This is a genomic window from Ralstonia sp. SA306 (assembly GCF_054792405.1).
Genome location: NZ_CP096451.1, coordinates 1,711,349 through 1,723,930, shown reverse-complemented (window position 1 = coordinate 1,723,930; position 12,582 = coordinate 1,711,349). Strand labels below are relative to the sequence as shown.

At 62.2% G+C, this 12,582-nt stretch carries 14 protein-coding genes and 1 tRNA gene; 7 read left to right on the top strand and 8 right to left on the bottom strand.

What is annotated here, in order from left to right; all coding sequences use genetic code 11:
- Positions 1-45 precede the first annotated feature (45 nt).
- Genes M1D44_RS08295 through M1D44_RS08280 form a run of 4 tightly spaced genes read right to left on the bottom strand, consistent with a single transcriptional unit; the run spans position 46 to position 3,072 of the window.
- Positions 46-801 carry an amino acid ABC transporter ATP-binding protein gene (locus tag M1D44_RS08295; RefSeq protein WP_316853750.1) on the bottom strand — a complete coding sequence of 252 codons (756 nt, stop codon included), beginning with the start codon at positions 799-801 and terminating at the stop codon, positions 46-48.
- A 29-nt stretch (positions 802-830) separates the two neighbouring features.
- A complete protein-coding gene (locus tag M1D44_RS08290; RefSeq protein ID WP_112185093.1) occupies positions 831-1,523 on the bottom strand; it encodes an amino acid ABC transporter permease in 693 nt (230 codons plus the stop codon).
- Positions 1,524-1,526: 3 nt separating this feature from the next.
- Positions 1,527-2,219, bottom strand: a complete 693-nt coding sequence (locus M1D44_RS08285; RefSeq protein ID WP_092971401.1) for an amino acid ABC transporter permease — start codon at positions 2,217-2,219, stop codon at positions 1,527-1,529.
- Positions 2,220-2,235: 16 nt separating this feature from the next.
- Positions 2,236-3,072 (bottom strand): transporter substrate-binding domain-containing protein, encoded by an 837-nt coding sequence (locus M1D44_RS08280; RefSeq protein WP_024975901.1) that lies wholly within the window; start codon positions 3,070-3,072, stop codon positions 2,236-2,238.
- A 187-nt stretch (positions 3,073-3,259) separates the two neighbouring features.
- Here M1D44_RS08280 and M1D44_RS08275 point away from each other — a divergent pair, with 187 nt between their 5' ends.
- A complete protein-coding gene (locus tag M1D44_RS08275; RefSeq protein WP_316853749.1) occupies positions 3,260-4,129 on the top strand; it encodes a LysR substrate-binding domain-containing protein in 870 nt (289 codons plus the stop codon).
- Here the strand turns inward: M1D44_RS08275 and M1D44_RS08270 are convergent.
- The gene (locus M1D44_RS08270) at positions 4,122-5,027 is read right to left on the bottom strand and encodes a sterol desaturase family protein (protein ID WP_112185089.1); all 906 of its coding nucleotides are present in this window, start codon (positions 5,025-5,027) and stop codon (positions 4,122-4,124) included. The genes M1D44_RS08275 and M1D44_RS08270 overlap by 8 nt on opposite strands.
- A 146-nt stretch (positions 5,028-5,173) precedes the next feature.
- Between M1D44_RS08270 and M1D44_RS08265 the strand changes: the two genes are divergently transcribed.
- The 3 genes from M1D44_RS08265 to M1D44_RS08255 all read left to right on the top strand — a co-directional run bounded on the left by M1D44_RS08265 (position 5,174) and on the right by M1D44_RS08255 (position 7,526).
- On the top strand, positions 5,174-6,283 hold the full coding sequence (locus M1D44_RS08265; RefSeq protein ID WP_112185087.1) for an enoyl-CoA hydratase/isomerase family protein: 1,110 nt from the start codon (positions 5,174-5,176) through the stop codon (positions 6,281-6,283).
- 44 nt (positions 6,284-6,327) lie between these two features.
- Complete coding sequence (gene dusA / locus M1D44_RS08260) at positions 6,328-7,362, top strand: tRNA dihydrouridine(20/20a) synthase DusA (protein ID WP_316853748.1); 1,035 nt, start codon at positions 6,328-6,330, stop codon at positions 7,360-7,362.
- An 88-nt stretch (positions 7,363-7,450) separates the two neighbouring features.
- Positions 7,451-7,526 (top strand) — tRNA-His (locus M1D44_RS08255).
- A 55-nt stretch (positions 7,527-7,581) separates the two neighbouring features.
- Here the strand turns inward: M1D44_RS08255 and M1D44_RS08250 are convergent.
- Positions 7,582-7,974, bottom strand: coding sequence for a nuclear transport factor 2 family protein (locus tag M1D44_RS08250; protein ID WP_112185083.1), 393 nt, complete (start codon positions 7,972-7,974; stop codon positions 7,582-7,584).
- Between the two features lie 132 nt (positions 7,975-8,106).
- Between M1D44_RS08250 and M1D44_RS08245 the strand changes: the two genes are divergently transcribed.
- Both M1D44_RS08245 and M1D44_RS08240 read left to right on the top strand, forming a co-directional pair.
- Entirely contained in the window at positions 8,107-9,837 is a 1,731-nt protein-coding gene (locus tag M1D44_RS08245) for a dipeptidase (protein ID WP_316853747.1), read from the top strand.
- Positions 9,838-9,853: 16 nt separating this feature from the next.
- Complete coding sequence (locus tag M1D44_RS08240; protein WP_112185080.1) at positions 9,854-10,165, top strand: cupin domain-containing protein; 312 nt, start codon at positions 9,854-9,856, stop codon at positions 10,163-10,165.
- Positions 10,166-10,506: 341 nt separating this feature from the next.
- Here M1D44_RS08240 and M1D44_RS08235 read toward each other — a convergent pair whose 3' ends face one another.
- Positions 10,507-10,692 carry a hypothetical protein gene (locus tag M1D44_RS08235; protein WP_024975893.1) on the bottom strand — a complete coding sequence of 62 codons (186 nt, stop codon included), beginning with the start codon at positions 10,690-10,692 and terminating at the stop codon, positions 10,507-10,509.
- 119 nt (positions 10,693-10,811) lie between these two features.
- Positions 10,812-11,462 (bottom strand): transcriptional repressor LexA, encoded by a 651-nt coding sequence (lexA, locus tag M1D44_RS08230; RefSeq protein ID WP_112185078.1) that lies wholly within the window; start codon positions 11,460-11,462, stop codon positions 10,812-10,814.
- 254 nt (positions 11,463-11,716) lie between these two features.
- Here lexA and M1D44_RS08225 point away from each other — a divergent pair, with 254 nt between their 5' ends.
- The gene (locus M1D44_RS08225; protein ID WP_112185076.1) at positions 11,717-12,493 is read left to right on the top strand and encodes a ferredoxin--NADP reductase; all 777 of its coding nucleotides are present in this window, start codon (positions 11,717-11,719) and stop codon (positions 12,491-12,493) included.
- The last annotated feature ends 89 nt before the right edge of the window (positions 12,494-12,582 follow it).

Genomic DNA, 12,582 nt, shown 5'->3' with positions numbered 1-12,582 from the left:
GGGCGCCTTGCGTTGTATTACGTGGCGTTGTTGTCGTTGTCGGTATCAGGCGACGAGTTCAGCAATGCGCGGGGCAGGCCGCAGGACGTCTTGCAGAAAGCGCTGAGCGCGGGCGTGTTTCGGGCGGCTGAAGAACTGGTTGGGCGGCGAGTCCTCCAGCAACTCGCCCTGGTCCATGAACCAGACACGGCTCGACACATCGCGCGCGAAGCCCATCTCGTGGGTGACGATCATCATGGTGAGACCGTCGTCTGCCAGCTCGCGCATCACGTGCAGAACCTCTTGCACCATCTCGGGATCGAGAGCGCTGGTCGGCTCGTCAAACAGCATGAGCGGCGGCTTCATCGCCAGCGCCCGCGCAATGGCCACGCGCTGCTGCTGGCCGCCCGAGAGGTTCTCGGGCATCGCGTCGATCTTGTGGGCAAGGCCGACCTTGGCAAGCAGCGCTTCGGCCTGCGCCGTCGCTTCGTCGCGCGATAGACCGAGCACCTTGGTCGGCCCGAGGATCAGGTTCTGCCGCACCGACAGGTTCTGGAACAGGTTGAAGTTCTGGAACACGAAGCCGATGCGCGCACGCAATTGGTTGACGCGCACATCGCGCGCATGGACATCGCGTCCTTCAAAGCGGATGCATCCGCCGTGGATGCCCTCCAGCCGCGTGACCGTGCGGATCAGCGTGGATTTGCCCGAGCCCGAGGGCCCGCACACCACAACGACTTCACCGCGTTCGATGGTGGCGTTGATGCCTTTGAGCGCGTGGTAGTCGTCGTAATACTTGTCGACGTTTTCAAATGCCAGCATGGGAAGTGGTCTCCGGCAAGGGTTTGTTCCTAGGCAAGCCCAGCGCGATGGCGGGCAATGCGGCGCTCCAGCTGCCCCGCGAAGCGGGAGATGGCGAAGCACAGAACGAAGTAGAAGGCAGCCAGCACGAGGAAGGTCTCCAGCGGCTTGGTCAGCGTGATGGTGTTGACCTGCGCCGCCGAGTACGTCAGCTCCGGCACGCCAATCACATAGGCGAGCGACGTTGCCTTGATGATCGACACGAACTGGTTGACGATCGACGGCAGCATGTTGGTCAGCGCTTGCGGCAGTTGCACGTAGTGCATGCTCTGCAGCCAGGACAGGCCGTTCGAGCGCGCTGCTTCCATCTGCCCGCGCGGCAGGCCCTCGAGCCCCGCGCGCACAATCTGCGAGAGGAATGCGCTCTCGTAGACGATGATCGCGCAGACCGCCGTGGTGAACGCCGACACTTCCTTGCCCACCAGCAGCGGCACCGCAAAGTAAGCCCAGAAGATGATCATCAGCAGCGGAATGCCGCGCACCAGGCGAGACCAAACACCGGCAATACGACGCAGCCAGCGCCAGGGGCTCACGTGCGCCAGACCGATCAGCACTGCAATCGGGAACGACATCACCAAGCCCAGCACCGAAAGCACCAGCGTCACCGCTACGCCGCCCAGCGGCCCGTTCGGCCACGACCCGACCAGGAACAACGCCAGATAGTCATGCAGGATTTCAAGCATGCGTCAGACCCCCAGTGGCGTCGTACGACGCTTGGCAACGCGATCCGACAGCGACATCAACGCGAGCGTGCCGAGCAGATACAGCAGCGTGGCGATGAGGAACACATCAAACGTGCGGAAGGTGAGGTTGTCGATCTGCCGCGTGCGGTAGAGCAATTCGTGCACGCCGATGGCCATCGCGAGCGAGCTGTTCTTGAACAGCAATAGCGCCTGGTTGAGCAGCGCGGGCAGCGCCACGCGAATCCCCTGCGGAAGGATCACGTAACGCAGCGCCTGCAGATGCGTCAGCCCGATCGACCAGGCCGCCTCCTGCTGCGTATGCGGGATCGCACGCAGGCCCGAGCGCAGGTCTTCGGAGATGAACGCGCCTGAGTTCAGCGCCAGGGCGATCGCCGCGAAGAAGAACTCGGTGTTGCCGGCGTTGATCCATACTTTGAGCGATTCCGGCAGCAACTGCGGGATGCCGAAATACCACACCAGGATCTGCACCAGCATTGGCACGTTGCGGTGGTATTCGACAACCACGATGACGAACGCCTTGAACACGCGTACCGGCAGCGCGCGCAGCGTGGCCAGTGAAACGCCAACGGCGATGGCCAGCAGGCCCGAGACGACAAACAGACGCAATGTGGTCAGGATGCCGTCCCGCAACAGGCGCAGATAGCCGTCTTCGAGCAGGAACGAGAGATCGAACATGTCGGCCGCCTTGGGCTTACTGCGGCTTGATCGGTTCGACCTTGTAGTCGCGCGAGAACTTGTAGACCGACTTGGCGCCGAGCCACTTGTCGAAGCTCGTCTGCAGTCCGCTGGACTGGTCGTAATCCGCCAGCACCTTGTTGACCGCCGCCATGAGCGCGGGCTCGTTCTTGTTCATCACCACGCCCCAGCGCTCTTCATAAACGGGTGCGCTCAGCAGGCGATATTGCTGGCCGCCTTTCTGCGCTGCCTCGTTGGCAAAGCGGGCCAGCACGAGTTGCCCCGCTACCAGCCCATCGACCTTGCCCTGTTGCAAGGCCAGATACGCTGACGAAATATCGTGGAATGTCAGCAGGCGCGAATCCGGCAGGCGCGTGACCGACACGGCTGCCGAGCTGGACCCTTCGGATGCGGCGATTTTCTTGTTGGCAAGCTGATCGAGCGTCTGGATGGGCGAATCAGCCCGCACCAGCACGCGGATCGGCGCAACGAAATATTGGTTGCTGAAATCCACTTGCGCGGCGCGCGCCGGCATCCATGCCACAGCAGCGGCCAGCACGTCCACGCGATGTGTCTTCAGTTCAGGAATGCGTGCGTCGGTCGACAGCGCGCGGTGCTCCAGCTTGACGCCCAGACCCTTGGCCAACGCGCTGCAGACATCCACGTCAAAGCCGACGATCTGCCGTGTGGCGGCGTCGGGAAAGGCGTAAGGCTCGCTGGCGTTCTGCGTGCCGCAGACCAGGGTGCCGCGCGATTTGATATCCGTCAGCGCGTCGGCGTGCGCCGCACCTGCCACGCCTAGCGTGCCCAAGGTCAGCGTCGCGGCGGCTTGCGCCCATTTCCATACCCACATGGTGTTCCTCCTTTGTATGAAACCGATTCAGTGTCGGACCGCGATTTCCCCACGGCTCGGGTGTCTGCCTGAACGTATTGTTCGTTCAGTGTTATTTGTGTTTCCGGCAGGTTATCGGCCAGAATTGCGCAGAACAATTTAATTCTTGGCTGGAATTGATTAGGGCTTCTGAAGTATCGGGATCGAGATGCGAAATCTGGACATCGATTTGCTGCGCACGTTCGTGGCGATTGCACAGCATGAAACGTTTGCCGCGGCGGCGGCACGGGTGGGGCGCACGCAGTCTGCGGTGACGCAGCAAATGCAGCGGCTGGAGGAGGAAATGGGTTGCGCGCTGTTCGAAAAACGCGGCCGCCACAAGATGATGACGCCCGATGGCGTGCGGCTCGTCGCCTATGCGCACAAGATCCTGGCGCTGAACGACCAGGCCGTGCAGGTGATCCAGACGGGCGGCCCAATCGAGAAAATCCGCATCGGCTCACCGCATGACGTGGCCGATTCGATTTTGCCGAATTTGCTGCGGCGGTTGTCCAAGCTGTCGCCGGAATTGCAGATGGAGATCAACGTTGGTCGCAGCCCGTTCCTGATGGACGCGTTGCGCGACAAGACGCTCGATCTGGCGATTTCTACGCGCTATGACGATGCGTTTCCCGGCATCAAGCTGCGCACGTCGCCGATGGTGTGGATCTGCGCGGAAGATTTCATCTTCAATCCCGCCGCACCGGTGCCGCTGGTCATGGCCGACGAGCTGAGCCTGTTCCGTCAGCTGTCGATTGAATGCCTGGACGCGCACCACATCCCGTGGCGCACGAGTTATCTGTCGCCCACGCTCACGGGCATCAAGGCTGCGATCAGCGCGGGGCTGGGCGTGACGGCGCGCACGACCGAATTGCTCGACGCCAACATGCGTGTGCTGACCGAAGCAGACGGCTTGCCGCGACTGCCGGAGGTGACCTTCTACCTTTACGTGCAGCCAACGTGCACCAGCGCCGTCCTGCGGGATCTGTTCGATTCCACCGATCGCGTCGCCACGCGCTTCGGGCCGCCATTCATGTGAGCGGCATCGCCTCGGCCGCGACTGCAGCACGCGGGCTGCGCCACTCGGGTGGTTTCCACAGGTAGCGAATGTCCCGATCGCGGAACACGTCAGCCCACATGTCGCGCCATTCGTGGAAGGTGAGGGCGATCGGGTTGTGTGTGTGGACTTGCCGCGTGATGCCAAAGATGGGCGCGTCTTCCTCCGGCACGAAGCTGCCGAACATGCGGTCCCAGATAGTCAGCACGCCGGCGTAGTTTCGGTCGATGTACTGCGGGTTCTTGGCGTGGTGCACGCGATGCACCGACGGCGTATTCACGTATTGCCCGAGCCACCGCCAGAAGCCGGCGTAGCGCGAATCCAGCGCACCCAGCCGCGTATGCACGAAGAACTGGAATGCCAGGTTCAGGCCCACGGCAAGGATCACCCAGTCCGGCGTAAAGCCGATCCAGGCAAGCGGAATCCAGAACAGCCACATGCCGGAAATCGGATAGGTCAGGCTCTGGCGGAACGCCGTCGAAAAATTCATGCCTTCCGACGAGTGGTGCGTCACATGCGAGGCCCACATCCAGCGCACGCGATGGCTCGCGCGGTGGAAGAAGTAGTACAGAAAATCCTGCAGCAACAGGAGCAACACGAAGGACCACCACGTCTCGGGCACCGCGCGCAGGCCGTGGCTGTACGTCCACGAGTAGACCGTCTTGATCATCAGCCACAGAAAGAACGCATCCGACGCCTGGTGCATGAGTGCGAGGCAGGCGTTTGAAACGGTGTCCTTGAAGCTGTAGACGGATGGATCGCGCTTGCGCCAGTACCACGCCTCTGCGCCGATGGTCAGTAGGAAGACTGGCGCAAAGGCCAGCAGGATCAGGCCTGGGTCAAAACCGGATGCGCCCGGGGTAGCGTTCGCAGGGGTCATTGGATTGTTGTGATGTGTGTCGTCTCCAACCGGCAGGTATACGCCCAACACCCGCGCTGCGAAAGGGGGCAGGCTAGAGCCCTTCCTCGCTTCAATACGCTGTCGTGTACAGTGCGAGCCGTTATTCCCACAACAACATCCGAGACATGCAATCCACTGTTTCCATCGCGCCTCAGGCTGAAGTCCAACCCAACGTGATCGCCGAAGTACGCGGCGGCATCGGCTGGCTGACGCTGAACCGGCCGCAGGCGCTCAACGCGCTGTCGCTGGAGATGATCCGCGCGATGTCGCATGCGCTGCTGGCCTGGCAGCACGATCCGGAGGTCCACGCCGTCATCCTGCGTGGCGAGGGCGGCAAGGCCCTGTGTGCAGGCGGCGACATCCGTTTCTTCCACCGCGCCGCCACGGCGGGCGACCCGCAACTCATCACCTTTTTCACCGAGGAATACCGCCTCAATCACCTGATCTTCAGCTATGCCAAGCCCTACATCGCGCTGATGGACGGCGTGGTGATGGGCGGTGGCATGGGCATCTCGCAAGGCGCATCGCTGCGCGTGGTGACCGAGCGCACGAAGATGGCCATGCCCGAAACCAACATCGGCCTGTTCCCGGACGTGGGCGGTGGCTGGTTCCTGGCGCGCGTGCCCGGCCATGTGGGCGAATACCTGGGAGTGACAGGGCAGATGATCGAAGCGGCGGACGCGTTGTCGGTTGGCCTTGCCGATTGCCACGTCACCACCGAGGCGCTGGCGGCCATCGTCCAACGCCTGCGCGACGGAGACTGGAGCAGCGCCGAGCAGATCGCTGCCTGCTTTACCGAAGCCGCATCGACGCCGGATGATGCCAAGGCCATCATCGCGCCTCACCGCGAGGCCATCGACGCCTGCTTCAGCCAGAGCAGCGTGCAAGGCATCTTTGCCGATCTGGCTGGCAGCACGGAGGCCGAATGGGCCGCACAGACCGCTGAGCACATGGCCAAACGCTCGCCGTTGATGATGGCGGTGACGCTTGAGCTGATCCGCCGCGGCCGCCACACCACGTTGGCCGATGAACTGCGCCGCGAGCTGGACATGATGACGCATGTGTTTGCTGAAGGCGACGGTATCGAAGGCATTCGCGCACTCGCGGTCGACAAGGACCATGCGCCCAAGTGGAAGCACGCGAACATCGACGCTGTCCGTGACGATGAAGTGGCTGCGTTCTTTATCTCGCCGTGGCGCCATGAGCAGCATCCGCTGCTGGGGCTGTGGGACTAGAACCGGTAAACTGCGCGCCTGGAATTTGAATCGTTGATCTTGCTGTGACCGCTGAACGCCCCACGCCCAACCCTCGCCGCTTGTCGGTGGCGCCCATGATGGATTGGACGGACCGACATTGCCGGTTCTTCCATCGCCAGATCTCGCGCCACACCTGGCTCTACACGGAAATGGTGACCACCGGCGCGCTGCTGCACGGCGACGTCCCGCGCCACCTCGATTTCGACGAGGTCGAGCATCCCGTGGCACTGCAGCTCGGCGGCAGCGAACCCGATGATCTGGCCCAGGCCGCGCGTCTCGGCCAGCAATGGGGCTACAAGGAAATCAACCTCAACTGCGGCTGCCCGTCTGAGCGCGTGCAGCGAGGTGCGTTCGGCGCGTGCCTGATGGCCGAACCGAAGCTCGTCACCCAGGGCGTCAAGGCGATGCGCGACGCGGTGTCGATTCCGGTCACGGTCAAGCACCGCATCGGCATCGACGCCATCGAGACCTATGATTTCGTGCGCGATTTCGTTGGCACCATCGCCGAGGCGGGTTGCGAAACCTTCATCGTCCACGCGCGCAACGCCATCCTGAAAGGCCTGAGCCCCAAGGAAAATCGCGAGATTCCGCCGCTGCGGTATGAAGTCGTCTACCAGCTCAAGCGCGATTTTCCGCATCTGGAAATCCTCCTCAACGGCGGGGTGCAGACGCTGGAGCAGATCGACACGCACCTTGCACACATTGATGGCGTCATGATCGGCCGCGAGGCATATCACCATCCGCATCTGATGGCGGTGTTCGATGCGCGGTACTACGGCGCAGGCACCGAGGCCCCCGCGCGCGCAGAGGTGGAAGACGCAATGATCGGCTACGTCGGCCGCTGGGTAGAGCGCGGCGGCTACGCCGGTGCTGCGGTGCGCCATATGCTGGGACTGTATCGTGGCGTGGCGGGTGCGCGCGGCTGGCGGCGCGTGCTGTCGGATTCCAAGGCGCTGGGTCGCGTCAAGACGCTGGCCGACGCCCACAGGCTGTTTGATGAGGCCCGGACCCATTTGCGGCGCGGCGAAGAATCAGTTGACGAGGCGGTCGCAGCATAAATTGCATGACCCCCTAGGCACGCCGAAAGAATGTTTGTATAATTTCGGTTTTCGCCGAGCAGTTGCCAGTTTTGCTGTTCGTACGATGGTGGCTGTAGCTCAGTTGGTAGAGTCCCAGATTGTGATTCTGGTTGTCGTGGGTTCGAATCCCATCAGTCACCCCAAAGTTTCAGTAAAAAAGCCCGCAAAAGCGGGCTTTTTTACGTCTGCGCGCAGTGTCTACGCCTCCGCCACGACCGTCCCCTGGTGATACACCACCTTCCAGCCATCAGCCGTCCGCCGCCACAACGTTGCCCGGCGTGTTGTCCGGTTCGATTGCACCAGCGTGTACGTTAGCAGGTAGTTGTCGGGCGCAATTTCCTGGCAGCGGAAATCCCGCGTTTGCCAGAAATCCTCGCCGATATGGCCGTGCCGGGCATCGAGAACGCCGAGCACATAGCTGCGGCTATAGCGCTGACCCGAGGCACCTGTTTCCCAGAAGTCTTCCGTGGTCATGCGCTCGAAGTCTTCGCGGCGCGTGCCCAGTTCGGGGCGATGGAAGATGGGTTCGCGCCGGCGTAGTTCTTCCAGCACGCTCAGCAGACCCGGGGCGGTATCCAGAGACGGTTCCATGCGGCAAGCCTCCTGGGAAAGTTCCAAGCATACCGCGCAGCGGGCGTGGCTTAGCGCTTTTCGCGTTGCACAATGCGTGGCTTGCGCTTCGCCCCTATGATGGCGCCTTTCCCTTTTCCGGAAACCACTTCGATGCAACGCACTGCCCGTATTGGCCTGTCTTCGCTGACGATCGCACTGTCGCTGGCTTGCGGCACCGGCGCCTTTGCCGCCACGCTTCAGAAACCGCAACTCGACGCGCTGCTCGCCGCCGAACAATCCAAGGCATCGGCTGACCTGAGCAGTTTTCTAGCGGCAGCCGCCAAGGCTGATCCGCAAGTTGCAGGTAGCGTCGCCGCGTACCAGAAGAAGGCCGCGCTCACTGGCGATGACCTCATCAACATCGGGCGTCTGCTGGGTCTGTACAACCGCCTGCACAACCAGCAGGCGGTGATCGCCTCGATCGAGAAGATGGTCGCGCTGCCGACGGTGCGTGACGACAAAATTCCGCAGTACGAAAACCCCGCCATCGTTGCGTTCGGCAAGCTGGTCGAGGGCATGGCGCGCGACTTCGGCCTGAAATATCGCAACGTCGACAACCGCGTATTTGAAGTCACGCTGCCCGGCACCGGCTCGGATGAATTCGGCATCCTGACGCACGCCGATGTCGTACCCGCAAAGCCCGAAGAATGGGTGCTCGGCGACGGCACCAAGCTCGATCCGTTCAAGGTCACGCGCGTTGGCAATCTGCTGTACGGCCGCGGCACGATTGACGACAAGGGCTCGATTGCCGCCGCCATGTACGCCATGAAAACGGTCAAGGACAGCGGCATGCCGCTCGCGCGCACGATTCGTCTGATGATCGAAACCACCGAAGAAACCGGTGGCGATGGCATGAAGTACTACCGCGAGCACACGCAATTGCCCGCGTACAACATCGTGCTCGACAGCAAATACCCGGCGGTGGTCGCCGAGAAAGGCACTGGCGCGCTGAAGGTGTTTTTCCCTGCGCAGGCCGGCGATGCAGCGCATACGGCCATCGTTTCGATGACGGGTGCGGCGTCGGCCAGCTCCGTCCCGCAGACGGCCACCGCTACGCTTAAAGGCGGGGATCTGGGCGTGGCGGCCGCCGCGCTCGACGCCAAGCGCGACGCGTTCGTGAACAGCTTGGCCGCACAGGGCAAGTTTGCGATCGACATCACGCGCACCGCGGACAGCATCGTCGTGAAGGTGACCGGCACGTCGGCGCACGGCTCGCGCCCGGAGGAAGGCGTTAACCCGCTGCCGCGTCTGGCGCTGTTCCTGCGAGCAGCCGATCTCGGTCTGGCGGACAACGCTTACGCTCACGCTGTGCGCTACCTCACCGACCTTTACGGCACCGACTACCTCGGCAACACCATGGGCCTCGCCTACAAGGACGACTTCATGGGTCCGCTCACCATCTCGCCTACGGTGATCGGCGACAAGAATGGCCGCGTGGAGGTGACCGCCAACGTGCGCATGCCGCGCGGCAAAACGCCCGACGCGCTGCGCGGTGAGATCGCCGGCAAGATCAACGCATGGGCCAACGCCAACCATGTCGCCCTTGAGATCAACCACGAGCAAGGCAACTGGATGGCGCGCGATCCGAAGGGGGCATGGCTGTCGACGCTGCTCAACATCTACGGAGACACCACGGGCCTCGACGCCAAGCCCGTGCCGACCGCCGGCAGTACAACCGCCAAGCTGATGCCGAACGCCATCAACTTCGGCCCCGCCATGCCCGGCAAGAAATACACCGCGCACAACGCCAACGAGTACAAGGAAGTGCCGGACCTCGACCTCGATATGCAGATGTTCACCGAGATGCTGGTACGTATCGGCAATCTGCAGTCGATGCAGTAACCGCCGGAGGATCGCCATGAACATCATCCGCGCCAAGTCGTTCACTGCCGAGCGTGCCTGGGGCGCGCTCGATATTGCCAACATGAGCGGCATTACGACGCGCTTGCATTGGACCGACGAGCCTTATCGCTGGCATGTGAACGATGGCGAAGAGGTGTTTGTGGTGCTCGACGGCACGGTCGACATGCATTACCGCGAAGCCGGCGAAGAGAAGGTCGCGACGCTGGAGCCCGGCGACATCTTCTTCGCCGGTGTCGGCTGCGAGCATGTGGCGCACCCACGCGGTGAGGCAAGAATTCTCGTCGTCGAGAAAGCCGGGAGCGTTTAGCGGCTCGCCAGCCGATTGCGAAAAAAAAGCCCGCAATGTGCGGGCTTCGAATTCAGCGATCTCATTGCCCCTGAGGGCACTGGCAATACTACTGTCACGTACGCCAAACAACATCCGGGTAAACGTCCGTTTTGCTGACGGAACATCGCCGAATGTGCCGCTGCAGCAACTTGCGAACAGAAAAAAACAGCCCGCTCAGATGGCGGGCCGAAAATCAGTTGAAGAAAGCCCTGTCCTCAGGGCAGGGCAAGTGTATGAAATCAGTTGCGGCGGCAGCATTGGGGTATGCCCTGATCGGCCGCTGGAGCGCGTTTCATCGCCCCTCATCGTCCTTCTTTTCCTCAGCAGTTTTCGGCGCCAGCGGTACGTGAAGCGACCGGAATCGCATCCAGCATGCGGCAGATGGCGGCCATGCTGCCGACCATCGTACGGCGCTGCTCCCCCTGATAGATGCGCACGCCCTGGGTTTGGCGGAAGGGCACCGGCTGTACCGGACGGCGGCGGGAAGACATCGATCCGAGTCGCATGGCAGACCTCGTGAGTTCGGGTGGAAAAGCGAGAGGCAAGACTCCGCCCTGGCGAGCCGATGGCTCACCTCCAGGTTGGATCAAACAGCGAAGGTTTGGCGCTGAGATGCGCCGGAGACTTACGGGGCAGCAGGCCGGATCAGACCGACGGCCAGGCCCTCCAGGTGAAACTCATCACGATCCAGATCGACGTGGATCGGTTCGAAATCCGGGTTCTCGGCAATCAACTCGACATGCCGGCCCTTGCGCTGGAAGCGCTTGACCGTGACATCGTCGCCAAGTCGAGCAACAACGATCTTGCCGTTGGTGGCTTCGGCGGCGCGCTGCACGGCCAGCAGATCGCCATCCAGAATGCCGGCGTCGCGCATGCTCATGCCTCGCACCTTCAGCAGAAAATCGGGCTGCGCAGAAAACAGCGACGGATCCACCTGATACTGGCGATCAATGTGTTCTGCAGCCAGGATGGGGCTACCGGCGGCTACGCGGCCAACCAGTGGCAGCGTCAATTGCATCAACCCCATCGAGGGCAGCGAGAACTGATGCTGCGCCGTGTTGCCTGCTGCCCGCAGCCGAATGCCGCGCGAGGCGCCGGGCGTCAGCTCGATCACGCCCTTGCGTGCCAGCGCGCGCAGGTGTTCCTCGGCCGCATTCGGCGATGAGAAGCCGAACTCTGCGGCAATCTCGGCGCGCGTTGGCGGAAAGCCCGTGCGCTGGATCGTCTGGCTGATCAGGTCGTAAATCTGCTGTTGGCGAGAGGTGAGGGCGGCCATTGGCGTACTGTATATTTGAACAGGTGCTGTGATTTTATACAGTGACGCAGGAAGCGCAAGTGATTTTGTTGTGATGTGTTGCGTGAGCGCCCGGCCCTTATGACCGGCGTCAAAACCTATGCGACTGGTTAGAAGCTTATGCGCAATCCATGCAGGCGCGGCCGTGGGGAATCGCATAAAATCAAGGCCTTGACCGATTTTTTGCACCGCCACATAGCCCGATTGAGCCTCGTTGGGCTGGCCCGAACGTCACCATGTCCGCCTTCAATCAAGAGACCGTTCTGAGCGTCCATCATTGGAACGACTCGCTATTCAGCTTCAAGACCACGCGTGATCAGGCGCTGCGCTTCCATAACGGCCACTTCGTCATGATCGGGCTGGAGGTCGAGGGCAAGCCGCTGATGCGCGCCTACAGCATTGCCAGCCCGAACTACGAAGAGCACCTCGAGTTCTTTAGCATCAAGGTGCAGAACGGTCCGCTGACGTCGCGGCTGCAGCATCTGAAGGTGGGCGACAAGCTGCTGGTGAGCAAGAAGCCGGTCGGCACGCTTGTGCTGGATGACCTGCTGCCCGGCAAGAACCTGTATCTGTTCGGGACCGGCACCGGCCTCGCGCCTTTCATGAGCATCATCCAAGACCCGGACACCTACGAGCGCTTCGAGAAGGTCGTGCTGCTGCACGGTGTGCGCCAAGTGAGCGAGCTGGCCTATGCCGACTTCATCACCCGCGAATTGCCGAATAACGAGTTCTTCGGCGATCAGGTGCGCGAGAAGCTGATCTACTACCCGACCGTCACGCGCGAGCCGTTCCGCAACATGGGGCGTCTGACTGACCTCGTCGATAGCGGCAAGCTGTCTGCCGACATCGGCCTGCCTCCGATGGATCCGGCAGTGGATCGCGCCATGATCTGCGGCAGCCCGGCCATGCTGGAAGACACTTGCAAGCTGCTCGATGCCCGGGGTTTCAAGATCTCGCCGCGCATGGGCGAAGCCGGTGACTACGTGATCGAGCGCGCTTTCGTCGAGAAATAATCGACGTTGCTTCCGCAGCAAACGCCGGCCTGTGAGCCGGCGTTTTGTTTTCGGGGCGCCCAGGGCAATCCCGCGTCGGCAAAGGCGGG

Bases quoted from the DNA above. Each gene is read 5' to 3' on its own strand.
- M1D44_RS08295 (WP_316853750.1), bottom strand. From the start codon at position 801: ATGCTGGCATTTGAAAACGTCGACAAGTATTACGACGACTACCACGCG.
- M1D44_RS08275 (WP_316853749.1), top strand. From the start codon at position 3,260: ATGCGAAATCTGGACATCGATTTGCTGCGCACGTTCGTGGCGATTGCA.
- M1D44_RS08270 (WP_112185089.1), bottom strand. From the start codon at position 5,027: ATGACCCCTGCGAACGCTACCCCGGGCGCATCCGGTTTTGACCCAGGC.
- M1D44_RS08280 (WP_024975901.1), bottom strand. From the start codon at position 3,072: ATGTGGGTATGGAAATGGGCGCAAGCCGCCGCGACGCTGACCTTGGGC.
- M1D44_RS08285 (WP_092971401.1), bottom strand. From the start codon at position 2,219: ATGTTCGATCTCTCGTTCCTGCTCGAAGACGGCTATCTGCGCCTGTTG.
- lexA (WP_112185078.1), bottom strand. From the start codon at position 11,462: ATGGCCGCCCTCACCTCTCGCCAACAGCAGATTTACGACCTGATCAGC.
- M1D44_RS08235 (WP_024975893.1), bottom strand. From the start codon at position 10,692: ATGCGACTCGGATCGATGTCTTCCCGCCGCCGTCCGGTACAGCCGGTG.
- M1D44_RS08265 (WP_112185087.1), top strand. From the start codon at position 5,174: ATGCAATCCACTGTTTCCATCGCGCCTCAGGCTGAAGTCCAACCCAAC.
- M1D44_RS08240 (WP_112185080.1), top strand. From the start codon at position 9,854: ATGAACATCATCCGCGCCAAGTCGTTCACTGCCGAGCGTGCCTGGGGC.
- M1D44_RS08245 (WP_316853747.1), top strand. From the start codon at position 8,107: ATGCAACGCACTGCCCGTATTGGCCTGTCTTCGCTGACGATCGCACTG.
- M1D44_RS08225 (WP_112185076.1), top strand. From the start codon at position 11,717: ATGTCCGCCTTCAATCAAGAGACCGTTCTGAGCGTCCATCATTGGAAC.
- M1D44_RS08290 (WP_112185093.1), bottom strand. From the start codon at position 1,523: ATGCTTGAAATCCTGCATGACTATCTGGCGTTGTTCCTGGTCGGGTCG.
- M1D44_RS08250 (WP_112185083.1), bottom strand. From the start codon at position 7,974: ATGGAACCGTCTCTGGATACCGCCCCGGGTCTGCTGAGCGTGCTGGAA.